The sequence below is a fragment of the Yersinia sp. 2540 StPb PI genome (assembly GCF_052217165.1).
GTDB lineage: Bacteria > Pseudomonadota > Gammaproteobacteria > Enterobacterales > Enterobacteriaceae > Yersinia > Yersinia enterocolitica_E.
This window is the reverse complement of the sequence record NZ_JAZGQC010000001.1, coordinates 667,653-693,108: the sequence shown is the minus strand read 5'-3', so window position 1 is coordinate 693,108 and position 25,456 is coordinate 667,653. Positions and strand designations below refer to the sequence as shown.

Below are 25,456 nucleotides of genomic sequence, written 5' to 3'. Positions count from 1 at the left end.
ATATTGTTCCAGTGCTTTTTGACGTTTGCGCATTTATGCGGCAAACTGTGGGGTAATCGGTGGGGTAACAGAAAAAGAGACCGCAACCCAATTATGGCAACCTCAATTAATCGCCTAACAGATAGAAAATTGCGCTCAATGTTTGGCGTTCGCACAGACAAAATAATCAAGTTGTCAGATGGTGCAGGGTTAATGGTGCGCGTCACAAAAGCGGGTGCGGTTACCTGGCTCTATAAATATCGCCTTGGTGGTCGTGAAGCGGAGGCGATTCTAGCGACTTTAGGTAAATATCCAGATCTGACCCTCGCCAAAGCGCGAGAACTGCGTGACCAGTGCCGTAAGTGGCTGGCTGAGGGGCGTGATCCGCAACGTATGCTCAAACTTGATAGAGAGTCCACACTCAAGCCTGTAACCGTCAAGGATGCGTTAGAATATTGGTTAACTGAATATGTTGACGGTAATCTTGTTAACGCCACTCGATATAGAGAAAGATTCGATCTTCATGTTTTTCCATATATTGGCGAAATGGCTATTGCTGATTGCGAAACCCATTATTGGTTAAAATGCCTTGCCCGGATAAAGAAAAAAGCTCCCAGTGTTGCTGGAATGATTTTACAAATGTCTCAACAGGCTTTTAAGTTTTGCCGCATTCGCCGTTATGCTGTTTGCCACGCGCTTGACGGGTTAACCATGCAAGATATTGGCGTAAAAATAAATAAACGGAAGAGAGTATTATCCAATAAAGAGTTAACTGATCTGCTGGTGGCAATAAAAAGTAATTTCTTTTCGCCATATTACCAAAACATGTTTTATCTATTAACGGTTTTTGGGGCGCGTACAGTTGAAGTTAGATTATCTAAATGTAGTGAATGGGACTTAAAAGATAAAATATGGACAGTCCCCGAAGCACACAGCAAGACAAGTGAGAAGATAATCAGGCCAATCCCTGAGAATATCTATCCGCTTATTAAAAGACTGACGGAAGAGAATAAAAAATCAGGTTATTTACTCGGAGAGTTAAAAGAGAATACTGCCGTCAGCTCTACTGGAGGCCGTATTTGTGAGCGACTGGGCCATTCAGAACGATGGCGCTTGCATGACCTGCGCCGCACCTTCTCCACCGGTATGAATGATTTGGGTATTCCTCCCCATATTGTGGAATTGCTGCTCGGTCACTCGCTTGGTGGCGTTATGGCAGTGTACAACCGCAGTCAGTATTTACCTGAGAAACTGGACGCACTGAACAAGTGGATTGAGCGGCTAGATGTGCTGGCCGGTAATCATAAAAACGTTGTTATTTTAAAGGTTGGTGAAAAATGAGCAATGCATATCCAGAAAACACACCGAAATTATTAATAGATTTCTATGAGTCAGACTACGCACTCGACATTAGCACTGGCAGCGGTTCGATTACCACGAGAGATGTTATTGGTTTATTAATATTTGATGATAGTGTTAGGCATATATCTAACGCATTGGTAAAACGATTTTTAAAATATGAAAATACAGATATTAAGTTATTAACTTTTTCAATTATGGTGTCGGAAGCCTCAAAAGGCCCTAATGGATGGGAGTCCTTAACGCCAACAGAGCAGAAAGAAAAAATAAGTAGAATAAGAAAATTGGCTACTGAATTAAGTAGTGAAGTAAATGGCACTCCTTTTGATAAGGCGATAAGTACATTTATTGATGATAAACTACTTGATAATCATTATCATAATGGTCTTAAGTATTTAACCAGAAAATACTTAGACAGTTCTAAATCAGAAAACAAAGATCTAGATGTTGAGCATGCTTTTTTTTCATTGGTTGGATATTCGCAAGCTAAATTACCTTCACTTTTAGAGTCATTTGCGAATAAAGATATGATTCCTGATATTAATCCTATTCTTAAAAGAAAAACCAATCCAAGGAGATTATTTTTTATTAGAAGTCTGTCTAGATATTTTAAAAAACAATTTGGCACCAATTTGTATAATATAACAGCAGTCATTAGCAGCGCTGTACTTAAAGAAGCTGTAACTATTGATGATGTTAGATCCGCAATGAAATGATGTTTTGAGCGTTGGTTATCACTCCACATTGGTAAATAAGACATATAAAAATGCACCTTATATCCAATGTGGATATTTTCATCAAAGAACATGCGTTAAGCACAGCGTGCTTTATTTGGATAGAATCACAATGCAATAATCATGATATTTAGAAATATTAATAATTTATTTAAAACCAATTATATAATCCTTTCCGATTAAGAATAATAGCCTCACAAAGCATTAAAACAGTGGAGGCAGCATGATTACGAATCACTTCAATCCAACCCCAGAACAGCGCCGTGTTGTTCTTGCCGAATATGCCGAACCTTATGATCGCCTTGTGCGTGAAAAGGAACGTCAGCGCATTACTTCTATTTCCCGCTCAACTGCATGGCTTCTTGAGAATGAAGGCCGCTTCCCTGCCCGTAAGCCTCTTGGCCGCAACTCATGTGCATGGTTGCTCAGTGACTTACTTTGCTGGGTTCGCAATCCCCCGGCTGTAAATAACGTTAATACTCCATGTGGTCGCAAATTGGCCTAACAGAATGTCAATGCAAATTCACGCAAGATCGCCTGATCAGCGAAAAGAAATTAACTTGCGAGCAATTGCGCAAAGTAAATAGCAGTATCTGAAATGCTGTCGCGGCGGCTCTAAATAATGAACTTATTGGAGCAATAAAATGGTATCTAAGAAAATAACTGCCTTGGCTGGCAATACCCAAACTCAGCCTAAAATCGTACTCAGCGGTATTAACGTTAATGGCTTGCCTATCGAGTTTGTTAGTCAGTGGACAGAGTATTGGACTAAGCAAAGTTTCGCTATTTCAGTACCTGCTATTATTCGTCGCCAGTATTACCCGGATGATTCAGCGTTTAGTATTGCCATGCGCAAAGCTGGCTATGTGCCGGTTCGTACGCGAAAGCTGACAGGGAGGGATGGGCGTTTCTGGCTGTACAGTGTAACTGGCAAAGATAAGGGGGTTGTCGCACCAGTTTCCGCTAATAGCAAGGATTGCAGCCCATTTGTGCAGGTGTCACACAAGCCACGATATGGTTATAACGAGGTCGCTTTAGATGGAAAGTTACTCCATGTGTATGGCGACCACATCCGTTTACTGACTAAAAAGCGGGTTCGTGTGAATGGTAAGCAGGTTCAGGGCTACACAGCTAAAGGTCTGCGTGTGGAGGTGGTGGCATGATGCTTACAACTCCAGCAGCCAGCCAGAATAAAGCCTTTCCCTTGGCTGGCATCCCGAACCGACTATCTTTGAGCGAGTCGGATACTAAACACCGCAATTCACCGAGTTTATCGGCCCACCGTAACCTGTTGATTAAACTTAATTGTGCTGAAATGGAGCAATCGGCTAACTCATTGATTCTTTCGAGGAACGCACAGTCCGTTTGTCGGGAAATCAAAGACGAACAGTATTCGGGTTCGGCTGAACATAAACATTGCTTAGGTTCGGTAGTCATTCGAAACGGATGTAACAACGAAAATCAGCAGGTTACAGGCAAAGAAAAGGGAGGTACTGAGAATACCGCCCTTTGGGGTTATGGTTTTTTCCATCATGAGTTAAATCAACATCTTGCAGCGCGGCAGGATTTGCAGCTAGTTAGAAACTATTCGCAAAACCCACACATGCTAAATGATTACTCAAATCTGAGTCATGAGGAAAATCAACATATTGCAGAACAGTATGCTCGTACCTACGAAATTTTAGTAGGTCACAGAGTTACTGTGAGTAAGCCTGTTCAGGCTTTTGGCTCGATGCCGCGCTTATCAAGTTCGCGACGCAGCAATCTCTTAATCCAGCCTGATTTATTATCGTCGCCATCTTCTTTCATTGCGGCAGCAAGACGCTCTGATAATTCTTTATCGAGTCTGAGTTGCACAACATGGCGCTCTTTGCTTTCAACTGTTGACATTGTCAACTCCTGTAGTCTAGTCTGTATGGAAGTTGACAATGTACTACATTGCATGACTTGTAGTAAAGCAAAGCCCCGCAGTGCTCGAACACTAACGGGGCCTTTAACCACCAACGTTAACGCAAGTAACGAGGCAGCTATGTTAAATCATACCCCAACTCGCTTTAAATTTCTCTTTCTCGCTGTGCGCCGTTCTGACCTGAACGCCAAGCCGCACCGTGAATCAGTCACCGCCCATTCTGAACAAGATGCCCGCCGCTCTCTGGCCGGTCAGTTCGTGCTTTCCTTCGCTGGACGTCTGCCGGAGGTGAACCATGCGTAAGCCAATCCCATTAGATTTAGCGCTCTATCGCACCGGTTTAGCCTGTTCGCTTTATGAAACCATTTTGGATAAAGCGAGTGATGAATGTTCGAAGCAACTACTCGACCTTATATGTATAGCTTGTGACATCAATAGTGAGGTTAATCATTCACTCAGCGCTGTTCTGGAGGCTAATCATGGATAAGTTAACCCCATGCGAAGTATCCGATGTGTTGTTTAGCCTTTCTCGTATGCTGGAAGTTGCTCAATTATTGATAGGTGAACCAGAAGGTGAAGATATTGGTTATGAACTTCTTGAATTTGCACAACAACATGCAGCAAAAGCGGCGAAAAATATCAAGGGGGTGAACTATGCGTGAACTGCGGCCTAAAGAACCCGTACCTCTGGATATTGCCACGCATAAAGCAGGTCAATTAAATGCGCTCTTGCTGCTGATGTTTGAATCCGATGTTGATTTAGATATTACTGACGAAAAGGAGTTAATCGGGTTAGCACTGGATCTCGCCGGGCCTGTGGCGGTTCATTTGCTCGAACGGGAGGCTGTACAAAAATGACATTCGTTAATGACGTTCGCAGCAAAGCCAAAGGCCACTGGGAAGCTATTTTACAACGTCTGGATATTCCAACCAATCGTAGCGAGGGTGAGTGTCCAAGCTGTGGCGGTAAAACCCGCTATCGATTTGATGATCGGGAGGGGCGCGGAACCTACTATTGCTCACACTGTGGCGCGGGTACCGGGTTGGATTTAGTGATGAAGGTTAACCAGTGTGACGCCCGTTCAGCGGCAGAAATGGTCGCGGGTGTAATGGCGCTGCCCTTGCCAGAGCCGAAGCCAGCCAGAGAGAAGCCTCAACCCAACATCGCTATAGCTGACAAGGTGGCGGTGCTGGTGGCTAAAACAGTATCGGGTGAATCTCAGTACCTACACAATAAGGGCCTTCCAAGCCCCTCCAATGCCTTACTCAGTGACGGCTCTCTGTTGCTGATACTGCAAGCAATGGACGGCACCACCACCGGCGCACAGGTGATTAACCCTGACGGCTCGAAACGGTTATTAGCGGGTACCACAAAAAAAGGTTCGTTTATTCCGATAAGGCTCCAATCACCAATAGAGGACGAACACCCTGTAACGGTGTTGATCGCTGAGGGTTACGCTACTGGCGTTACTGTTTCGCTACTGGCTGATGGGGTAGTACTGGCCGCACTGGATGAAGGCAACCTGATCCACGTTGCGAAGGTCTGTCGGGCAAAGTGGCCACTGGCAAAAATCATCATTGCCGCAGATAACGACTGGCACGAACCGGGAGAATGTGACGAAAAAGGCAAACCTAAGCAGAATGTTGGCGTTATCTCCGCTGAAAAAGCCGCCATTTCTGTTTCTGGTTGGGTTACGTTGCCACCCATTAACCATAAAGCCGACTGGGACGACTACCGCCAACAGAACGGCACAGAAGCCGCTATACGCGCTTTTACTGAATCACTGTACCAACCAAAGGGGGCTGGCATGTCCGTTCAACTCACGGCGATAGAAGGCGGCAAAAAAGGCCAAGAAGAACGTGATCCGCTCGCACCGCATGTTCTCAGCCGAAAAGATGGCATTTTCTGGATCACGCCAAAGGTAGATAAAGACAGTGGTGAAATCATCAACAATGAAAGCTGGTTATGTTCGCCGCTTGAAGTTATCGGCAAGGGTCAGGAAGATCGTGAGCAATATTTGATTTTGTGCTGGAAAGCATCTGGCCAGAAGTTACCTGTCACAAAAGCGATTCGAAAGGCGGATATTGGTGAGCGTGAGGGCTGGCGCATTCTGAAAGGTGGGGGTGTAGATGTTACAACAAAACCAGCTTTACGCGCCACTTTAGGGGACTGGTTACAACGCAGCGCTGATGATGAGATGTGGAGTATAACGCCTCGCTCTGGTTGGCATATGGGCGCTTATATCATGCCTGATGGTTCTATCATCGGTGAACCAGAGCAACCTATCATGTTTAACGGTGGAACAGCCGCAGCAGAGGCTTACAGTGTGGCAGGAACGGCGGAAAGCTGGCGCGATAATGTGGCGCGACTGGCGGCCGGTAATCCGTTTCAAATGTTGGCCGTAGGGGTTGCGCTGGCTGCGCCCATGTTGCCACTGGTGGGCGCTGACGGGTTCGGCATCCACCTCTACGCCCAATCTACCGCAGGTAAGACAACAGCCGAAGATTTAGCATCAAGTTTGTATGGTGAGCCAGAGCGCCAGCGCCTTACGTGGTATGGGACGTCTCTGGGTATTGCTAACGAAGCGGAAGCGCATAATCACGGACTCATGGCGCTTGATGAAGTGGATCAGGGCGCGAACCCTCGTCACGTTTACACATCGGCCTACACACTGTTTAACGGCAAAGGTAAGCTGCAAGGTGATAAAGATGGCGGGAACCGGGCGCTGAAATACTGGAAAACGGCCGTTATCAGTACCGGTGAGCGCGATATTGAAACCTACCTTAAAGGGGCAGGTATCAAGGTTAACGCCGGGCAACTGGTGCGGTTGCTCAATATTCCGGTATCTCGACCAACGGAACTTCACAGCCACCCAGATGGCAAAGCCCATGCCGACGCCCTTAAGGACGCATGGCAGCATAACCACGGCGCAGCAGGTCGGGCGTGGATTGCTTACCTGTCCGAGCATACACAGGACGCTATAGCCGCCTATGCAATGGCAAAGGCCCGATGGCGGGCACTGATTCCAAGCAGTTACGGTGAGCAGGTACAGCGGGTTATTGATCGCTTTGCCGTTATCGAGGCTTCACTCGTACTGGGCAAGGCTGTTACCGGTTGGAGTGAACAAGGGTGCCGTGATGCGTTACAGCATGTGTTTAACGAATGGGTGGCAGCTTTCGGCACAGGCAACAAAGAGATAGAACAAATTATTGAACAGGCAGAGGCATTTTTGAGTGCCTACGGTATGAGCCGGTTCGCGCCACTGCCCTACGACCCGGAAAGCCTCCCTATTCGTGATTTGGCAGGATACCGGGAAAGCAAAAGTTACGGCGACCCTGTGACGTTCTATGTCCTGCCCGCAACATTCAAGGGTGAAATGGCAAAGGGGTTTGATTCGGCACAGTTCGCCAAAACGCTTCATGAGTCCGGCAGGCTAAAGAAACCAGCCAGTGGCGATAGCTATCAGACGTTCAGCCCTCGCCTTAAGCACCTTGGTGGAATAAAGCAGCGGACTTACCTGATTGTTCAACTATCCGATGAGGAATAACTCAATAAAAGAATGAAAAAGGGTTGTACCACCTGTACCAGACAAGTATTTGTTATTATATAAATCTGTTTTATAAGGGATTTGTAATTAATTTCTGGTACAGGTCTGGTACAACTCAAGGCCATTCTGGTACAGGTCGAGGTCATTTTGGTACAGGTGCAGAAAAATAGTGATGTCGAGTGAGTCGGTTTACATGGTTGTACCAAAACCGTGCTGACCTGTACCAAAACAGGGGGTAACCTGTACCAGAATATTTACTTCAATTTGTTAATTAACAACAAGTTAGTTGTTTTTGGTACAGGTGGTACAACCCCTTTTCGCCTCTTTATATAAAAAGTTTTAGCAGTAATCCATAATCAACTGTTAAATAGCTGTTCGAAACTTAACCCGTCAGTATGGATGCTTCTTTCTGGCTGGCTTTATTTAATGGAGAAATAATATGTCATTAAGCAAACTTGAAACCAACAACCTAAAGTCTGATCGTGACGCCATGTGTCAATCAGGCGTCAGGTATGAGGATACTATCGAAGCACTCAAACTTATTGAGTTACGTCGAATGAATTCACACCTTGAATATCTGGCGTCAATAATGGAAAACGCGCCTTGGAATATTAAGGAGTAATAAATAGTTTTGTAAATGTTTTGTTCTCATGCTTACTCGTGTTTACCCCTCGATATTTGAGGGGTTTTCTTTATTATTTTCAGTCATATATTGGTCAGTGACACTCCGACGGGAGCCGTCACTTTAGCCGTTTAGCGCCCACCTTTCCGCACTGGAATTCTGTTAAACGGCTTTACCTTTTAAGTTGGTTTCCCGTCTGTATTCACACTTACGGAAACCACTATGAAAAAATTGTTAGAGTTACGCCAGAAGAAAGCCGAGTTAGCCACTCAAATGCGCTCACTGCTGACCAAGGCCGAAGATGAAAAACGCAGCCTTACCCCCGAAGAAGCCACCCAGTTTGATGAAGTCCGTGCTCAGGCAGATGCTCTGGTTACTGATATCACCCGTTATGAATCCCTTGCTGATGAAGAACGCACTCAGGGCGGCAAAGCCAAGCCTGTAGACGATGGTAAGAAAGTGACCAACGACGAGTTACGCCATTACATCATGACCGGCGAAACCCGTATGTTGTCTACCACCGTGAATGAGAGTGGCGGCTATTCAGTTATCCCTGAGCTGGACAGTGAAATTATGCGCATGTTGGCTGATGAGTCAGAAATGCGCCAAATTTGCACCGTCAAAACCACCAAATCCAACGAGTATAAAAAACTTGTGTCCGTGGGCGGCGCGGCGGTAGGTCGAGGCGTAGAAGGTGAAGCCCGTACCGAAACCGCGACGCCTAAGCTGGAAGAGGTCAGTATCAAGCTGAACCCAATCTATGCTTACCCGAAAACCACGCAGGAAATCCTTGATTTTAGTGATGTGGATATCTTGGGCTGGTTGACCGAAGAAATCAGCGACACCTTTATCGAAACCGAAGAAACCGACTTAGTTAACGGTGACGGTACCAAAAAGGCCAAAGGCTTCCTGTCATACCCTCGTGCTGCAACTGGTGACCGTGTTCGCCCATTCGGAACGCTGGAAAAAATGGTTGCTGCTGGTGATGCGCCTACCGCTGATGAATTAATTGATTTGGTCTTCAAGCTGCGCCGCCGCTACCGCAAAAATGCTGTATGGGTGATGAACTCCAACAGTGCTGCCATGCTGCAAAAGATTAAAAACGGTAATGGTGATTATATCTGGCGTGACCGTCTGCAAGCTGGCGACCCGGATATGTTGCTGGGCCATCCAGTGCGCTATTTGGAAAACATGCCCGATGCTGAACCAGGTAAGCCGGTTATTGCTATAGGTGACTTCAAGCGCGGCTATTTCATTGTTGATCATGAAACTGGTACCCGCACCCGTCCTGACAACATCACCGAACCGGGCTTCTACAAGGTTCACACTGATAAGTATCTGGGTGGTGGGCTGGTGGACTCCAACGCGATCAAGGTTCTCGAAATCGCAGAGTAAGCAACAGGGGCTACGGCCCCTTTCTTGTCAGGGAGTTTACCAATGAAAGACACCGATTTTGAGATCCGCACCGCCAGCTTATCCACCAGCGATAAAAAGTTAGTGGGCTATGCCGTGAAATGGAATAGCCGCTCAGAGGTACTGTGGGATGAATTTGTAGAGCAGTTCGCCCCCAACGCCTTTAAAGCCAGTCTTGCCGCCGGTACCGATGTTCGCGCTTTGTTTGAGCATGACTATACCGCGCTGTTAGGTCGCACCCAGTCAAACACCCTCGTATTGAGTGAAGACTCTACCGGTCTGCGTTTTGAGCTAACCCCACCCGATACCCAGTTAGGCCGTGATGTGCTGACCATGGTTGAGCGTGGCGATATATCAGGGATGAGCTTTGGATTTAGGGCATTAAAAGACCAGTGGGACAGTACCAAACAGCCCTATGTCCGTACTGTGTTGGCGGCTGAACTACGGGAAATCACCGTGACCAGCTTACCGGCCTACCGTGAAACGGATGTTCAGATTGCCAAGCGCTCACTGTTAGCTCAGCACCCAGAGCTGGTGGATCTGTCTCTGCGTTCCCATTGGGTTTATCTGGCGGGGTTGTGATATGTGGCCGTTCAAACGCAAGACCGAAAGCCGCTCGATGACCATTGATGAGTTTATGGCACTGGCGGGTATTCCCAATACGGGGGCTGGTGAACATGTGTCTGCTGCTACTGCCGAATCTCTGCCAGCCGTTATGAATGCTGTGACCGTTATCAGTGAAGCCGTGGCCTCGATGCCGTGTTACCTGTACCGGGTTCAGAATGAGAAAAGAGAATGGTTATCGGAGCATCCAGTTGATTACTTGCTGAATGAATACCCGAATGACTGCCAGACCCCTTACCAGTTCAAGCGCACGATGATGCGTCATTGTCTGCTCAATGGTAACGCTTATGCAGTTATCGAATGGGGCAAGGATGGTAAACCGCAATCACTGCATTCTTACCCACCTCGCGCCGTGGTACCCAAACGCCTGAGCAATCACCGATTCGCCTACACCATTACACACCCGGACGGCACGGTAAAAACGTACCTTCAGGAAGAAATCTTGCACCTGCGACATGCTACTGAAGATGGTTTCCTTGGGCGTTCTCCGATCACTGTCTGTCGTGAAACAGTTGGGCTTGGACTGGCTCAACAACGTCATGGCTCGTCGGTGATGAATAACGGCCTGATGGCTTCCGGCGTATTGACAACCGGTGACTGGTTAGACGGGCCAAAAGGCGCTAAGGCACTGGAAGCACTGGAGCGCTACAAAGGCGCACGCAATGCCGGTAAAACGCCGATTATCGAAGGTGGCATGAAGTATGAGCAGTTAGGCATGAGCAATCAGGATGCTGAGTGGTTGGCTTCTCGCCGCTTCACCATTGAAGACATCGCCCGGATATTCAATATCAGCCCGATATTCCTGCAAGAGTATTCCAACAGCACCTACAGCAATTTCAGCGAGGCGAGTCGCGCTTTTCTGTCTCAGACCTTGCGCCCCTGGCTAACAAATTTTGAGCAACAGGTTAAAGCCTCTCTTCTGGTGGCCAGTCACCCGGTTCAGGTTCGCTATCAGGTGGAGTTTGACACTGCCGACTTGCTACGGGCCAATCCTCAAGAACGTTTCCGTAGTTATGAAACCGCCATTAAATCCGGTGTGATGTCTCCGAATGAAGCGCGTGAGCGTGAGGGGATGCCAGCGTATGCCGGTGGTGAGGAATTCAGTCAGGCATGGAAACAGACAGTACAGGTGAAATCCGACGATGCTAAGGACGACCTATGAGAGCTGGCGGCTTACGACACAAAGTGACGATACAGACGTTTACCACGACTCAGCTACCGTCCGGCCAGCCATTAAAGCAATGGAACGATGTCGCCACAGTCTGGGCCGAGGTGAAGGCGATCAGTGGCCGTGAGTTGATTGCCTCTGGTGCGGAAATGTCAGAAATCACTATTCGGATCTGGATGCGTTACCGGGCTGACGTGAGTTCTGCGAACCGCATTCGCTTTACCGTCAGGGGTGGCAAGCCCATGAATTATGACATTACCGCAGTGATACCCGATGAGAAAGCCACCCGGTTAGAGCTGCTGTGTAAGGGAGGTGTGAGCCAATGATAACGCTGGATGAGGCAAAGCTACATTGTCGTGTTGATGGTGATTATGAAGATTCACTTATTCAGATTTATATCGATGCCGCGCTGGAGGTCTGTCAGCAGCATATCGGTAAACGGTTTGATGCCGGTCTGGAGTTCAATCCTGCTATTCGTGTGGGGTGCCTGATGTATGTATCTCAATTGTATGACGGCCGGACGATGGTCAGTGAGGTTGAGGCTAAAGAGGTGCCACTGACCATTTCTGCATTGTGGAGTACTTATCGCGATCCGGGGGTGTACTGATGCCAGTCCATCCATTGAAACGTTGTAGTTATCCCGGATGCCGCATACGTGTGAAAGCTGGCCGTTGTGTTGAGCATAAACGTGAAGCCAGAGTGCAACAGGATTCGCAACGTGGTTCTCGTCGTGAACGTGGCTATACGCCCAGATGGGATAAGTACCGCCTGATGTATCTCAAGGCTCACCCGCTTTGTGTCCGCTGTGAGAAGCAAGGCATCTATACCCCCGCCAAGATAGTAGATCACATTATCCCGATTGATGGTGGTGAAGATGTTTTGTTCTGGCCGGAGAGTAATCATCAAGGTTTGTGTGTCAGTTGCCACAGTCGTAAGACCACTACGCAAGACCCTGTGACAAAGCAGCAGCGCAAAGCGGGTAAGTTCCATGAGCAAGAGGAGGCCGCCAAGCACCGCAATGATTGGATACATGAGTACAACAAAAATGCGTGAAGAAGAGATGCAGCGATTAATCAACGAGTTACAGCGTAGTCGCGAGGGTTTTATACAGAGCCATAGCAAGGCGTCTAAGCAAGCCACAGGCAAGCGTATGACGAAGCGTGACCGTGAGTTAATGGATGCGTTCCGAAACCGGTGACGAGGCGCAGGGCAAGGGGTGGGGGAGGTTTGAGGACAAAGCCCAAGACCGCTGGCACCACCCGCCTCCTCAAATTTTTACGCGCGGCAATTTTTTTAAAAATAAAATAGATGGAGATTCAAAACATTATGGCAAAACTACCAAGACCCCCCGCTTATCTCGATGAAATTGCGGCCCTGCAATGGAAGACGAAGGCAAAGCAATTGGCTGAACGTGGTGATTTAATTCCCGCAGATTGGAACAACTTTGAATTGTATTGCGTCAACTATTCCATTTACAGAAAAGCGGTCGCAGACATTTTCGCCAGAGGATTCAGCATTACAAACAGCCAAGGTAGCGAAAGTCGCAACCCTTCCATAAGCGCTAAGGCAGAGGCGGAAAGAGTGATGATTAAAATGTCATCATTGTTGGGTTTTGATCCTGTGTCTCGTCGCCGTAATCCGGTAGAAACAGACGAGGAAGACGAGCTTGACCGCTTATAACCAGTACGCACTAGACGTTCAAAACAGCAAAATTCCGGCCTGTAAACGACTCAAACAGGCCGTTGAACGGTACTTTAGTGACCGCAATAACCCGCTTTATACATTCGATAGCGCCATTGTTGAGCGCTTTATTGCCTTTTCTCATCTTTGCCCCCACGTAAAAGGCCCGTTGCGGGGCCAGCCTATCGTGCTGGAGCCATGGCAACAATTCGCCTTTGCCTGTCTGCTAGGCTTCAAGGTGGCAGCGACAGGGCGCAGGAAATACCGCAGTGCTTATATTCAGGTACCCCGTAAGAATGCCAAGTCAACGGTAGCCGCTATTCTGGCTAACTGGTTTCTGGTGATGGAGCCGGGCCAGCAGGATATCTACACTGCTGCCGTGAGTCGTGATCAGGCCCGTATCGTGTTTGATGATGCCCGTCAGATGAGTCTTATCTCAAAGCCCTTGAGAAAGCGCCTTACCATCCAGCAGCACAAATTGATTTATGCCAAAACTAACAGCCTGTTAAAGCCGTTGGCCTCCAAAGCCTCGACCATTGAAGGGACGAACCCCAGTCTGGCGGTGGTGGATGAGTACCATCTTCACCCGGATAACGCCGTTTATTCGGCGCTTGAGTTGGGAATGGGTGCCCGGCCAGAAGGGATACTCTTTGCTATCACCACAGCGGGTAGCAACGTGGTTTCAGCCTGTAAGCAACATTATGACTATTGCTGCCAGATATTGGCCGGTGAAGAACAAAACGAATCGTTGTTTGCCTTGATCTACGAGCTGGACGACGAAAGCGAAGTTGAGCAGCCCGAACAATGGATTAAAGCGAACCCTAATCTGGGTGTTTCTGTTGATGTTACGGCACTGACTGACACCATCAATAAGGCGCGGGGCATTCCCTCTCAATGGGTTGAGATGCTGACCAAGCGCTTTAATATCTGGTGTCAGGGCGAAACGCCGTGGATGGGAGCTGGTGCATGGGACGCCTGTATAGCCGATTACAGCGAGGATGATTTAACCGGTCTGGAGTGTTACGCCGGGTTAGACCTGTCATCAACCAGCGATATTACCAGTGTGTGCTACTCGTTCCCGGTTGAGAACCGTGTATTGCTACTTACCCGCCACTATATCCCCGAAGCCCAGTTGAATAATGCCGCCAATAAGAACCGGGCCATATATCGGCAATGGGTTAAAAGTGGCTGGATACGCACCACACCGGGCGACTGTATCGATTATGACCGCATCCGTGATGATGTACTGGCAGATAGCCAGCGGTTCAGTATCAAGTTGGTAGGGTTCGATACGTGGAACGCCACCCATCTTAGAACACAGCTACAAGGGGCCGGTCTGGATGTAGAGCCGTTCCCGCAGACCTACATGAAATTTAGCCCGGTAGCCAAGTCTGCCGAGGTATTCGTTAACCGCAAGGTAATTCAGCACAACGGCGATCCGGTCTTGGCTTGGGCGATGAGCAACGTTGTGATGGAAACCGACGCCAACGCCAACATCAAGCCGAACAAGAAGAAAGCCGCCAACAAGATAGACCCGGCTATTGCCTTCCTGATGAGCTTTGGCACTTACCAGATTGAACATGAAGACTTTGCGTACACCTTGAGCGAAAAACAGCAACAGCGGCTTAAAGCCTTTGACGGTATTTAATTGGAGATTGGTTATGAAAAGACAAATTGTGTTAGGTGGTGTTTTAGGTAAGAAATTCGGACGGGAATATAACTGGGATGTATCAAGCCCAGCAGAGGCAATACAAGCCTTAAGATTACAAATTAAAGGTTTTAAGCAATTCCTATTAGACAGTGAATCAAGAGGGCTTACATTTGCTGTTTTTAATGGAAAACGGAATATTGGTGAGAATGAGCTAGATCTTGATGGTAAGGCTCCGATTCGGATTATCCCTGTGATTATTGGCAGTAAAAAAGCGGGAATATTTCAAACCATTCTCGGAGCTGTTTTGGTTGCTGTTGGGGCGATACTTTGGGCTACCCCTATGGGCGTTCCGTTGGTCATGTCTGGTGCGTCAATGATGCTCGGCGGGGTGGTGCAAATGTTATCACCGCAACAGGGCGGACTTGCGTCAAGGCAATCAGCAGAGAATACCCCAAGCTATGCATTTGGTGGGCCTGTGAATACAGTTGCACAGGGAAACCCTATTCCGATTGGTTACGGTGAGCGAATTATCGGCGGTGCCATTATTTCAGCCGGTATCTATACCGAAGATCAGATGTAAGTTGTGAGCACTGAACCTATAGCGACCGTGACGGGGCATATAACCAAAGCCCCTAAGCGGGTGCAGAGCAGCACAGGGAAGGTGATGGCTGTAGCGACAATTCTTGCATCGAGCGATAAACGCAGTGATTACCCGTTGCGGGTTATTGCCTTTGATATGTTGGCGCTGGAGTTAATGCTTTGCCCGTTGGGCCAGAAGATTACCGTTAGTGGCAGGTCTGCATACTGGAATGGGTATCAGGTTACAGCCAGTCACATTAGCTACTGAGAAGTAGATTGCTCTATACTCCCTCCATTCGTTCTCATGTTTTCGCCGTTGTGCGGCAATCCGTGGGGTAATCGGTGGGGTAACAAATGGTATAAATCATGTTGAACCCAATAATAATTAATTAAATATCAAGTGGTTAAAATAAAATGCTCAGTTATCGCCATAGTTTTCACGCCGGCAACCATGCCGACGTTCTTAAACATACCGTTCAAAGTCTGATTATTGAGTCTTTGAAGGAAAAAGAAAAACCGTTCCTTTATTTGGATACCCACGCCGGTGCCGGTCGCTACCAGTTAAGCGGTGAGCATGCCGAGCGCACGGGTGAATACCTTGATGGTATCGGCCTACTGTGGCAACGAGATGATTTACCTGCTGATTTAGCGCCATATATGAGTGCTATCAATTACTTTAACCGTAGTGAAAAACTGCGTTACTACCCCGGTTCACCATTAATCGCCCGCCATTTATTGCGTGAAGATGACAAAATTCATCTGACTGAACTGCACCCAAGCGACTACCCGTTGCTGCGCAATGAGTTTGCTAAAGATGAGCGAGCTAAAGTTCAACGTGCCGATGGTTATCAACAACTTAAATCACAATTGCCCCCATCATCACGCCGGGGTTTTGTTCTGATTGATCCGCCGTATGAAATGAAAACGGATTATCAGGATGTGGTGAAAGGTATTCAGGAAGGCTATAAACGCTTTGCAACGGGTACCTATGCATTATGGTATCCAGTGGTTTTACGTCAGCAAATCAAACGTATGTTACGGGATCTGGAAGCCACCGGCATCCGCCGTATCTTGCAAATTGAGCTGGCAGTGCGCCCGGACAGTGACCAACATGGTATGACCGCATCTGGCATGATTGTGATTAACCCGCCGTGGAAGCTAGAACAACAGATGAATACCTTGTTGCCGTGGCTGCACAACGTGCTGGTGCCATCGGGTCATGGTCATACCCTGGTGAAGTGGGTAGTGCCAGAATAAACACAGCCTAAATCAATTGGTCACGCGAATCAGAGCCATTGACGCAACCTTTGCGACAAAACTCGGGTAAGCGTTAAACTGTTAGGCAAATTTTAAACAACGTGGGAACGATTCTGATGACCAAACATTACGACTATCTGGCAATTGGCGGTGGCAGTGGTGGGATCGCGTCGATCAACCGGGCAGCCATGTACGGCAAAAAGTGTGCGCTGATCGAAGCTAAACAACTTGGTGGCACCTGCGTCAACGTTGGTTGTGTGCCGAAAAAAGTAATGTGGCATGCCGCGCAAATTGCAGAAGCGATTCATTTGTATGGCCCAGATTACGGTTTCGATACCACGGTGAACCATTTCGATTGGAAAAAGCTGATCGCTAACCGTACTGCTTACATCGATCGTATCCATCAGTCTTATGAACGTGGTTTAGGCAATAACAAAGTGGATGTTATTCATGGTTTCGCGCGTTTTGTTGATGCGCATACTGTGGAAGTGAACGGTGAAAAAATCACTGCTGATCACATCCTGATCGCCACCGGTGGCCGCCCAAGTCACCCGAATATCCCTGGCGCAGAATACGGGATTAACTCCGATGGCTTCTTCGAATTAGACGAGATGCCAAAGCGAGTTGCCGTAGTAGGTGCAGGTTATATCGCGGTAGAAATCGCCGGGGTGCTCAATGGGTTAGGCACAGAAACCCATCTGTTTGTGCGCAAACATGCACCATTGCGTACTTTTGATCCGCTGATTGTTGAAACTCTGCTTGAAGTGATGAACACCGAAGGGCCAACACTGCATACCGACGCGGTACCAAAAGCGGTGATTAAAAACGCCGATGGTAGCCTAACGCTGCAACTGGAAAATGGCACTGAAGTCACCGTTGACCACCTGATTTGGGCCATTGGCCGTGAACCGTCAACTGACAACCTCAATCTGTCTGCCAGCGGTGTCAAAACCAATGACAAAGGCTATATCGAAGTTGATAAGTTCCAAAACACTAACGTCAAAGGTATCTACGCCGTCGGGGACAACACCGGTGCGGTTGAACTGACCCCTGTCGCCGTGGCTGCGGGTCGCCGTTTGTCTGAACGCTTGTTCAATAACAAGCCGGATGAGCATCTGGATTACAGTAATATCCCAACCGTGGTATTCAGCCATCCGCCAATCGGTACTATTGGCCTGACTGAGCCGCAAGCACGCGAGAAGTTTGGCGACGATCAGGTGAAAGTATATAAATCTTCATTCACTGCAATGTACAGCGCGGTGACTCAGCACCGCCAGCCATGCCGGATGAAATTAGTCTGCGTAGGGCTGGAAGAGAAGATTGTTGGTATCCATGGTATCGGTTTCGGTATGGATGAAATCTTGCAAGGGTTTGCTGTCGCCGTGAAAATGGGCGCGACCAAGAAAGATTTCGACAACACCGTCGCTATCCACCCGACCGCCGCAGAAGAGTTTGTAACCATGCGTTAAGGTTTGGTAAAAGACCAGAAAGGCTATGGACCGCAGGGTTGATAGCCTTTTTTATTGTTTTAAATTCTATCCTCACGAATATTTCTTACTTTCTCCCGGGTGATCCCTTAGTAGTTTCCAGCCAAAATTCATGCCCGCAGCAGCCAATAGGATGGCGGTCGCTCCAGCTATTTGCACGATATTCAAGCGGTGATCGAATACCAACCAGTCGACAATAATCGCCACAACCGGATAAATAAAAGATAACGTACCAACCAAACTGGTCGGGATTTTCTGAATCGCGCCGTACAACAGTGCGGACATTAGCCCAGTGTGAACCACGCCGATAATGAACAGTAATCCCCATGTGCTGCCTGATAGCGGTAAATCAGACCAACACACAAAGGGTGCCAGCAAAATAGCGCCGACCAACAACTGAATCAGTACAATCAGATGTGGTGGCAAGCCTTTTAGCCGCTTGATAATCGCGGCCGTTACCGCATACATGAATGCCGCCCCCAGCGCCATAATGATGCCGAAGAGGTAGTCAGAACCGGAGGTGATGGCCCCCGGTTGCCCGATAATGATAAACAGCATCCCGCCAAAAGCGACCAGCAACCAACAGAGCGCATTTACTGTTAATTTCTCACCAAAAAACAGCACCCCCAGCCCAACCAGCATAAAGGGTTGAGTATGGTAGGTAACGGTTGCCACCGAAATGGAGGCATAAGAGTAAGCGCCAAACAGTAGAACCCAGTTCAATACCAGCGTAATACCACCGATAACTGCAATCACGATATGCTGTCGCGTGAGCACACCGCGTTTGAGTAAACCCAGCATGGCACAAGCGATAAACATGGCGAATGCACCAAATACACAACGCCAGAACACAACTGTTACCGCAGGTTGCCCTGATGCGATAACCGGCCAGCCCACAGTACCGGAAATAAGCATAGCTGCGACCATTTCCATTGCCCCGCGAGCTTTCATTTTTATCATTCTCTCTCCGTAATCGCTGCCAGGATGCTTTTGTATTTGAGTGCTTGGCACTCAACAGACAATACATTAAAATGAACAAGTGACTATTATGGTGAACGACAATCAACCGTTCGTCAAGATGAACAAATGAATGATATGGTGAACAATGACTCACTTTATGCCCGATAACTCAGACCATGCAGCAACCCCGATTGGCTTGCTTTCTGCCTCTATTCGCCGGGAACGTGAGAAGTTAGGACTGACGGTAACGGAATTAGCAAAGCGTGCAGGTATCGCGAAATCGACGTTATCGCAATTGGAAGGCGGAGCGGGTAATCCCAGTTTGGAAACACTGTGGTCGTTAGCCATGGCACTGGATGTCCCGGTCAGTCGGCTTATCGCCCAGCCGCGCTTGCATGTTCAGGTGATCAGGGCAAATGAAGGGATTGCCGCAGTTTCTGAACAGGCGAACTACACCGCGACGTTGCTGGCTGCCTGCCCCACAGGGGTACAGCGGGATATCTATCGGATTAATGTTCAACCCGGTGAACTCAGGCGCTCCCGAGCACATATGCCCGGTACCATTGAACATGTGATTATCAGTTCAGGAAAAGCCAGAATCGGCCCAGTTGACCAAGCTATTGAGTTAAACGCAGGAGACTACATTAGCTATTCTGCTGATGTGGAACATATTTTTGAAGCACTGGCCGTGGATACCACTGCGGTGATGATGATTGAGCACACATAAGCTATCGAGATATCCGTGGCCATACAGAATTCCGACCGACACCCCAGCATAACTGTTGGTTAGGTTGTGATAGACGTCGACTCTGCTATTATCAACAGGCTGCTGCCATTTTGTATCATATTTTGTAGAATAATCATCTGCATAAGGCATGGATTAAGGCCACTGAGGAGAATTATGCCGAACGCACCGAAAGACAACTCAGCCCCACTGGCGGCGGGGATTGAAACCGGCAAAAAAGCCATTTCCTATATGACCCGGCTGAGTAACCACATCAAAGCTTACCCAGTGGTTGCCCATATTATCCGTGCCACCGATCGCTTTAATGACCGGATGGGCAGCCAGTTTGGTGCAGCTATTACGTATTTTTCTTTTTTGTCACTGATCCCTATTTTGATGGTTTCTTTCGCCGCAGTCGGTTTTGTCCTGGCGTCTAATCCTGACTTATTAGCTGAATTAATTAATAAAATTGTCAATACCATCAGTGATCCAACACTGGCCGCTACACTTAAAAACACGGTAAATACCGCAATCCAGCAGCGCACCACCGTCGGCTTGACTGGCTTAGCGATTGCGCTGTATTCCGGTATCAGTTGGATGGGGAACTTACGCGAGGCGATTCGTGCTCAATCACGAGATGTGTGGGAGCGTAATCCACAGGATCAGGAAAAGTTCTACTACCGTTATGCCCGCGATTTTATCTCGCTGACTGGGTTGGTTATCGCACTGATTATCACCCTGTCACTGACGTCAATTGCCGGTGCTGCACAATCTGCCATTGTTGATGCATTAGGATTGGGGGGGATTGATTGGTTACGGCCCGTTATGACGCTGATTGCGCTGTCGATCTCTATTGCGGCTAACTATTTGTTATTTTTATGGATATTCTGGATTCTGCCGCGCCATAAACCTAAGAAAAAAGCGTTACTGCGCGGTACCCTGATTGCCGCTATCGGCTTTGAGATAATTAAGTTTGTCATGACGATGATGCTACCACGCCTTGCCAGTTCGCCGTCCGGGGCGGCTTTTGGCTCCGTTATTGGTTTAATGGCGTTTTTCTACTTTTTTGCCCGGCTAACGTTATTTTGTGCCGCCTGGATAGCCACAGCCCACTACGCTGAGGATGAAACCTTACCGCAAGGCGGGGGAAACAAGGCCACCCAATAAGCCCAACCAGATAGGGTCAATACCCCATTAATGATAAATAAGCATTATGGGGTTTGCTCACCTCGCTGACTTATCACTACACTGGCCGCCGTTATCAAAAACAGAGGGCAATCCGTGTCGCGTTATATAAAAAAACCGTGGTTTTTACTGATACTACTGGCAGTTGTGCTGCTGGCCGCGGTGTATAAATTGCGTTTTAGCAATGCGGATGCACTGTGGAAAATCGTCAACCAGCAATGTGTTCCCCATATGGTCGCAGAACATAACCCACAACCTTGTGTCGCGGCTGATATACCGGCTGGTTTTGTGGTGTATAAAGCGAACATTGGATCATTGCAGTATTTACTGATGCCGACTGCCAAAATCAGCGGCATGGAAAGCCCACAGTTGTTAACCAGCAGCAGCCCAAACTACTTCTTTGATGCCTGGCAAGCCCGTCACTTTATGGCCGATAAATATGGCGCACCAATTAATGATGCTGATATCTCGCTAACCATTAATTCAAGATACGGGCGTAGTCAGGACCATTTACATATCCATATTTCTTGCCTGAAACCACAGGTAAAAGCGGCGCTGGCAGCGCAAGAGGCAAACTTCCGTCAGCAGTGGCAGCCCCTGCCAGGTGGTCTGTTAGGTCATGACTATCTGGTACGGCGCACAACGGCTGCTGAATTGCAGCAATCAGGTGCATTCCGCCTGTTAGCTGATGAGGTGGCTGGGGCGAAAGATAGTATGGGCCGCTATGGTTTAGCCATGACCGCATTGCCTGATGGAGAATTTTTACTACTGGCAAGTCAGGCGAGTCTGACGAAACTGCACCGCGCATCAGTGGAAGAATTGCAAGATCACGCTTGTAATTTGCTATCACCACCGCCGCTGGTCTCTCCGTAGCGTTAAAACGGCTGGGCAGTTAGCTACTCGCTCTCACCGCCCAGCCGCTACCCTGTTCAAATTGATTGATTTACCGGCTCCCATTAGCCTGGCGATAGATCTTTTATTGCTCTATTTCTTTTGCTTCATTTTTTGCAGGAAAGGGGTGCACTGGTTTTCATCAGCCTCACTGGGCGAAATCAGTGCCAGTAAGGCCGCAGCAGGTGTGAGTGCGACACCCAATACAGCAGCAATGGCGCCACGGGCGATCAACGGCCCCGCTTTCACTCCAGCATCAGGCTGTTTAAATGTTCCTTTCACATACAGCGGAGAGCGTAGGGTCAGAATACGCAGCCCTTTGCTTTCTGGATTGATCGATAAGTCCAACCGCTCAGTAGCAAAGTTGATATTACCGGTAATGTTGATAATGGCATTCTCGGTATCAATAACAAACAGGCGCGGTGTTGCCAATCCATTGCGCAACTGCACATCGGCCACTGCGCAGTTAATTTTCACTTCATCATCACCAAACAGCTTCGCCACCAGATAGTTACCCACATTCAGCCCCAACAACTCCATCAGGCTACGGCTGATTAGCCCCTGATTCAGTAGCAAGCGCAGGTTACCATTACTGGTTGCCAGCAACGCAGCCACTGAGTTACCGGTAGCGGTAAATGATGCATCGCCATTCAACTGCCCCAAACTGTTGCGCATCGCCTGTACCTGTGGCAATAGCTCTTTCAATTGCAGGCGGCGGGCATGCAAATCAACCTTGCCGGTCATCGGATCTTTGTTGCCATTCAGCCGCAAAGTGGCATTAAGGTTACCGCCCGCCATGCCAAAACGCAGTGGATCGAGTCGTAACTCACCGTCATTTAGTACCACGTGGGTAGACAGATTATTCAAAGGTAATGATTTATCCCGTTCGATACGCTTAGCCGCATACGTGACATCTGCATCCATCACTCCCCAACTTTTGGTATCAAACTTATCTGTCGGCAATACCTTGTTTGCAGGCTGCCGGTTTCGCTCACCACGATTGGCCTTTTCCTGATTGGAGTCAGCACCAATCAAGGGGGCTAAATCAGTAAAACGTAATTTTTCTGATGACATTTTGCCCGTTAATTTCGGCCGTGGCTGGCTGGCGGTATAGGTCAGGCTGCCGTGAATATCACTGTCACCGATTTTACCGTTAAAGTTTTCATAGCGATAAACTGCGCCACCAGTTTGCTTTAGGCTGGCAATTAAGCGGCCATCGGTATTGTAAGGCGGGGTCGCGGGCAGCAATACACCGATAAGGGGATAGAGGTTGTCCAGACTGGCACCGGAAAATTTCAATTGCAGATCTAATCCCGCCAGATTGCCAGGGTCGGTTAAGGTACCGGCTACCACCACACGGGTAGAGCCAGAACGCACATCAGCCTGCAACGGGAATGGTACGCTCGCATCACTCATCGACAGCATGCCGCCTATTTTTCCGCTGCCGGTGAGTGGCTGGCTCTGATACTTGCCGTCAATTTTCCAGCCGAAAACATAATCTGGCGTATGGCTCTGCGCCTTATCCGTGACCTGTTTATCCTTTGTCTCATTACGAGTACCGGTCACCTCAGCAAACGGCAATGGCTTACCCAGTGGGTCGATCACGGCGTGCAACTCAGCTTTCAGAATGGCATCACTGAGGGTTATTTCACCGCGATCAAACACAATATCGTTAATATTCACTGACCAAGATGAAGAAGGTGCCTCACCCTGCGTAGGGCTATTGGCCAGATTGAAGGTCCAGTTATTCTTACCGTTAGCCAGACGAAGCAGCTTGGCATTCGGTTGTGTTAGCCAGATACGAGGGATCCACACTTTCTGTGCCAATAAAGCCAACGGCGCAATACTGGCATCAACCCGTTTTAACGTGACCATTTCCCCAGCCGGAAAATCTGTGGCTAGCGTGTTAGTTTTATTATCTGTTTTATCACTGACTAAATCTGACGGGTTGCCCAACACCAAATCTTCAGCATGGATATGTGGCCATGGTACCCAACCGCGCCAACCCGGCTCATCCCCTTTACGTGACCAATCCACCCCCAAGTTGCCACGGATAGCAAACGGCCGCTGCAACTCAGCAGAGACTTTTTCATTGATGGTTGGCTTCAAACGGTTCCAGTCAAAGGTCATCACGAAAATCACCGTCGCCGCCAGTAGCAGCACGATAAGCCCACCAACACCTGTCAGCACTTTTCCGGTTTTTGTCATAACAGCTCCATGCCCGTACTCATAATAGATAAAGCTAAATCCGACACCAGGCGCGTATTTAATGGACGTCAGTTCGCGGTAATTTAATCGAAAAATCAGCCATAAAAATAGTTAACTGATTAATAGTGCGGATTCAGAAGACTACACTAACCATAGTCGATGATGGTTTAGAATCCATTATTTGGGCAGTTGAATCCGGTGATGCGCAGAGGCAACACGGCAGGAAAGTGCTTTTTCTCAGAGAAGGTTAGCCACAAAACAACATAGGCAGCGTCTGTAATCTATCAAATGAAGTTGGCCGGGACAGATAATAACCCTGTGCGGCAGCGGCATCAGAGCGTTGCACCATGGCCCACTCCTGCGAGGTCTCAACCCCTTCAACTATAACCCCTTTGCAGTAGCGCCCCATTAAGGTGACCAAGGTGAAGAACAGTTGGTTTCCAACCTCACTTTCTTGCAACACAATAAATAAATCTCTGGCGACTTTGATGTACTCATAGCGCCAACTGATAAATGAAGTGAAATTGGCCAGCCCGCTGCCAAAATCATCCAACCAGAGTCGGTCAGCTTCAGCAATACGTGCAAAAGGAGTATCAAGGGAGGTATCAACGTGCTCGAGTAATTCAAAGCGAATATAGGGCATAGCATCGATCAGCAATTTGGCTTGCAGATCATCTTGCATCGCCATCAATGCCTGTCCATCAATGTTGATCGAAACCAGTACCGAGTGATGAACAAATATGGCGTGCCACTGCTTAATCATATTCAACTGCTCCAGTACCACATCCAAACGAGCGCGGATACTAATAGCACTGAAGTAATCCTCTGGATTTAAACGTGTATCCGGGGATGAAGGATGAAAAACAGCCGTGAGCAGTTCAATCGCCAGCAACGCACCAGATGTGCGATAGATAGGTTGAAAAGTGTACCGACGCTGACATTGCCGCCAGAAGCTCTGTCCTTTATTTCGATCAATAGCGGCAAAGGATGGCGCAAGTAAACCTGATACTTTATTGGTCATCATCAGTTTAGTCGCCATGTTGCAAGACACCGTACAGTAATGGCAGCGTATATCGCGGCCAGCCTGATTGCATCTTGTGGTAAACGGTTTTCTTTCTGGAGATGTTATCGACTCGAACGACCAGAACTTTATATAGCGGCATGACAGATTATCGCTCCCAAGCAGGCTGGCACGGTACATTAAAGCCATCTACAGTAGTTAACTCAATAATGCCATTAATGTTAATGGAGGTCTGTATGCCTTATGTAAATATTAAAATTACTCGCGAAGGAGCGACGGCGGAGCAGAAAAAACAGCTAATCGCCGGAGTCACCCAACTATTAGTCGATACCTTAGGTAAAAACCCCGCGACTACGGTCGTCGTGATTGATGAAGTGGACACTGATAACTGGGGTATTGGTGGTCAAAGCGTCACCGAACTGCGGAAATCACCATAATTCTGTTCTGAGTGGCGGGA

Annotated in this window: 29 protein-coding genes; 26 read left to right on the top strand and 3 right to left on the bottom strand. The window is 48.1% G+C overall.

The window, feature by feature from the left end; translation table 11 throughout:
• The first annotated feature begins 93 nt into the window (after positions 1 to 93).
• From V1956_RS03055 to gorA, 22 genes are all read left to right on the top strand, one after another.
• A complete protein-coding gene (locus V1956_RS03055) occupies positions 94 to 1,320 on the top strand; it encodes a tyrosine-type recombinase/integrase (protein WP_442824797.1) in 1,227 nt (408 codons plus the stop codon).
• On the top strand, positions 1,317 to 2,054 hold the full coding sequence (locus tag V1956_RS03050; RefSeq protein ID WP_442824796.1) for a hypothetical protein: 738 nt from the start codon (positions 1,317 to 1,319) through the stop codon (positions 2,052 to 2,054). Before V1956_RS03055 ends, V1956_RS03050 begins: the two co-directional genes overlap by 4 nt.
• A gap of 241 nt (positions 2,055 to 2,295) precedes the next feature.
• Positions 2,296 to 2,577 (top strand): helix-turn-helix transcriptional regulator, encoded by a 282-nt coding sequence (locus tag V1956_RS03045; protein WP_145514418.1) that lies wholly within the window; start codon positions 2,296 to 2,298, stop codon positions 2,575 to 2,577.
• Between the two features lie 139 nt (positions 2,578 to 2,716).
• Complete coding sequence (locus V1956_RS03040) at positions 2,717 to 3,235, top strand: hypothetical protein (RefSeq protein ID WP_442824795.1); 519 nt, start codon at positions 2,717 to 2,719, stop codon at positions 3,233 to 3,235.
• Positions 3,232 to 4,284 (top strand): host cell division inhibitor Icd-like protein, encoded by a 1,053-nt coding sequence (locus V1956_RS03035; RefSeq protein WP_442824794.1) that lies wholly within the window; start codon positions 3,232 to 3,234, stop codon positions 4,282 to 4,284. Before V1956_RS03040 ends, V1956_RS03035 begins: the two co-directional genes overlap by 4 nt.
• The gene (locus V1956_RS03030; protein WP_046694456.1) at positions 4,277 to 4,468 is read left to right on the top strand and encodes a hypothetical protein; all 192 of its coding nucleotides are present in this window, start codon (positions 4,277 to 4,279) and stop codon (positions 4,466 to 4,468) included. The genes V1956_RS03035 and V1956_RS03030 overlap by 8 nt, the downstream gene beginning before the upstream one ends.
• Entirely contained in the window at positions 4,461 to 4,643 is a 183-nt protein-coding gene (locus V1956_RS03025) for a hypothetical protein (RefSeq protein WP_049604556.1), read from the top strand. The genes V1956_RS03030 and V1956_RS03025 overlap by 8 nt, the downstream gene beginning before the upstream one ends.
• On the top strand, positions 4,636 to 4,839 hold the full coding sequence (locus V1956_RS03020) for a hypothetical protein (RefSeq protein ID WP_050078201.1): 204 nt from the start codon (positions 4,636 to 4,638) through the stop codon (positions 4,837 to 4,839). Before V1956_RS03025 ends, V1956_RS03020 begins: the two co-directional genes overlap by 8 nt.
• The gene (locus tag V1956_RS03015; protein ID WP_442824793.1) at positions 4,836 to 7,529 is read left to right on the top strand and encodes a DUF927 domain-containing protein; all 2,694 of its coding nucleotides are present in this window, start codon (positions 4,836 to 4,838) and stop codon (positions 7,527 to 7,529) included. The genes V1956_RS03020 and V1956_RS03015 overlap by 4 nt, the downstream gene beginning before the upstream one ends.
• Positions 7,530 to 8,373: 844 nt before the next feature.
• The gene (locus tag V1956_RS03010; RefSeq protein ID WP_442824792.1) at positions 8,374 to 9,546 is read left to right on the top strand and encodes a phage major capsid protein; all 1,173 of its coding nucleotides are present in this window, start codon (positions 8,374 to 8,376) and stop codon (positions 9,544 to 9,546) included.
• A 42-nt stretch (positions 9,547 to 9,588) separates the two neighbouring features.
• Positions 9,589 to 10,146 carry an HK97 family phage prohead protease gene (locus tag V1956_RS03005; RefSeq protein WP_226715779.1) on the top strand — a complete coding sequence of 186 codons (558 nt, stop codon included), beginning with the start codon at positions 9,589 to 9,591 and terminating at the stop codon, positions 10,144 to 10,146.
• A gap of 1 nt (position 10,147) precedes the next feature.
• On the top strand, positions 10,148 to 11,350 hold the full coding sequence (locus V1956_RS03000) for a phage portal protein (RefSeq protein ID WP_226715781.1): 1,203 nt from the start codon (positions 10,148 to 10,150) through the stop codon (positions 11,348 to 11,350).
• Entirely contained in the window at positions 11,347 to 11,682 is a 336-nt protein-coding gene (locus tag V1956_RS02995) for a phage head closure protein (protein ID WP_025376816.1), read from the top strand. The genes V1956_RS03000 and V1956_RS02995 overlap by 4 nt, the downstream gene beginning before the upstream one ends.
• On the top strand, positions 11,679 to 11,963 hold the full coding sequence (locus tag V1956_RS02990; RefSeq protein ID WP_025376817.1) for a head-tail connector protein: 285 nt from the start codon (positions 11,679 to 11,681) through the stop codon (positions 11,961 to 11,963). The genes V1956_RS02995 and V1956_RS02990 overlap by 4 nt, the downstream gene beginning before the upstream one ends.
• The gene (locus tag V1956_RS02985) at positions 11,963 to 12,409 is read left to right on the top strand and encodes an HNH endonuclease (RefSeq protein ID WP_226715783.1); all 447 of its coding nucleotides are present in this window, start codon (positions 11,963 to 11,965) and stop codon (positions 12,407 to 12,409) included. Before V1956_RS02990 ends, V1956_RS02985 begins: the two co-directional genes overlap by 1 nt.
• Positions 12,387 to 12,554 (top strand): hypothetical protein, encoded by a 168-nt coding sequence (locus V1956_RS02980; RefSeq protein WP_442824706.1) that lies wholly within the window; start codon positions 12,387 to 12,389, stop codon positions 12,552 to 12,554. The genes V1956_RS02985 and V1956_RS02980 overlap by 23 nt, the downstream gene beginning before the upstream one ends.
• Positions 12,555 to 12,682: 128 nt before the next feature.
• Positions 12,683 to 13,036, top strand: a complete 354-nt coding sequence (locus V1956_RS02975) for a phage terminase small subunit P27 family (protein ID WP_408578086.1) — start codon at positions 12,683 to 12,685, stop codon at positions 13,034 to 13,036.
• Positions 13,023 to 14,684 (top strand): terminase large subunit, encoded by a 1,662-nt coding sequence (locus tag V1956_RS02970; RefSeq protein ID WP_442824791.1) that lies wholly within the window; start codon positions 13,023 to 13,025, stop codon positions 14,682 to 14,684. The genes V1956_RS02975 and V1956_RS02970 overlap by 14 nt, the downstream gene beginning before the upstream one ends.
• Positions 14,685 to 14,697: 13 nt before the next feature.
• Positions 14,698 to 15,267, top strand: a complete 570-nt coding sequence (locus tag V1956_RS02965; RefSeq protein ID WP_046694469.1) for a tail assembly protein — start codon at positions 14,698 to 14,700, stop codon at positions 15,265 to 15,267.
• A 3-nt stretch (positions 15,268 to 15,270) separates the two neighbouring features.
• The gene (locus V1956_RS02960) at positions 15,271 to 15,534 is read left to right on the top strand and encodes a hypothetical protein (RefSeq protein WP_442824790.1); all 264 of its coding nucleotides are present in this window, start codon (positions 15,271 to 15,273) and stop codon (positions 15,532 to 15,534) included.
• Between the two features lie 146 nt (positions 15,535 to 15,680).
• Entirely contained in the window at positions 15,681 to 16,523 is an 843-nt protein-coding gene (locus V1956_RS02955) for a 23S rRNA (adenine(2030)-N(6))-methyltransferase RlmJ (RefSeq protein WP_372560272.1), read from the top strand.
• Between the two features lie 116 nt (positions 16,524 to 16,639).
• Positions 16,640 to 17,992 (top strand): glutathione-disulfide reductase, encoded by a 1,353-nt coding sequence (gene gorA / locus V1956_RS02950; RefSeq protein WP_442824789.1) that lies wholly within the window; start codon positions 16,640 to 16,642, stop codon positions 17,990 to 17,992.
• A gap of 72 nt (positions 17,993 to 18,064) precedes the next feature.
• On the opposite strand, the gene V1956_RS02945 is transcribed toward gorA, so the two are convergent.
• A complete protein-coding gene (locus V1956_RS02945; RefSeq protein ID WP_442825776.1) occupies positions 18,065 to 18,967 on the bottom strand; it encodes a DMT family transporter in 903 nt (300 codons plus the stop codon).
• 160 nt (positions 18,968 to 19,127) lie between these two features.
• Here V1956_RS02945 and V1956_RS02940 point away from each other — a divergent pair, with 160 nt between their 5' ends.
• The 3 genes from V1956_RS02940 (at position 19,128) to V1956_RS02930 (ending at position 21,752) form a co-directional block, all read left to right on the top strand.
• A complete protein-coding gene (locus tag V1956_RS02940; protein ID WP_372560684.1) occupies positions 19,128 to 19,697 on the top strand; it encodes a helix-turn-helix domain-containing protein in 570 nt (189 codons plus the stop codon).
• 174 nt (positions 19,698 to 19,871) lie between these two features.
• Positions 19,872 to 20,861: an inner membrane protein YhjD gene (gene yhjD, locus V1956_RS02935; RefSeq protein ID WP_442824788.1), complete on the top strand. Its 990-nt coding sequence runs from the start codon at positions 19,872 to 19,874 to the stop codon at positions 20,859 to 20,861.
• Between the two features lie 114 nt (positions 20,862 to 20,975).
• Positions 20,976 to 21,752 carry a CDP-diacylglycerol diphosphatase gene (locus V1956_RS02930; protein WP_442824787.1) on the top strand — a complete coding sequence of 259 codons (777 nt, stop codon included), beginning with the start codon at positions 20,976 to 20,978 and terminating at the stop codon, positions 21,750 to 21,752.
• A gap of 111 nt (positions 21,753 to 21,863) precedes the next feature.
• Here the strand turns inward: V1956_RS02930 and V1956_RS02925 are convergent, their stop codons facing one another.
• Entirely contained in the window at positions 21,864 to 23,978 is a 2,115-nt protein-coding gene (locus V1956_RS02925; RefSeq protein ID WP_372560268.1) for an AsmA family protein, read from the bottom strand.
• Positions 23,979 to 24,225: 247 nt separating this feature from the next.
• Entirely contained in the window at positions 24,226 to 25,017 is a 792-nt protein-coding gene (pdeH, locus tag V1956_RS02920; protein WP_193784750.1) for a cyclic-guanylate-specific phosphodiesterase, read from the bottom strand.
• Positions 25,018 to 25,235: 218 nt separating this feature from the next.
• On the opposite strand from pdeH, the gene V1956_RS02915 reads away from it, so the two are divergent.
• Entirely contained in the window at positions 25,236 to 25,436 is a 201-nt protein-coding gene (locus tag V1956_RS02915; protein WP_420071504.1) for a 2-hydroxymuconate tautomerase family protein, read from the top strand.
• Positions 25,437 to 25,456 lie beyond the last annotated feature (20 nt).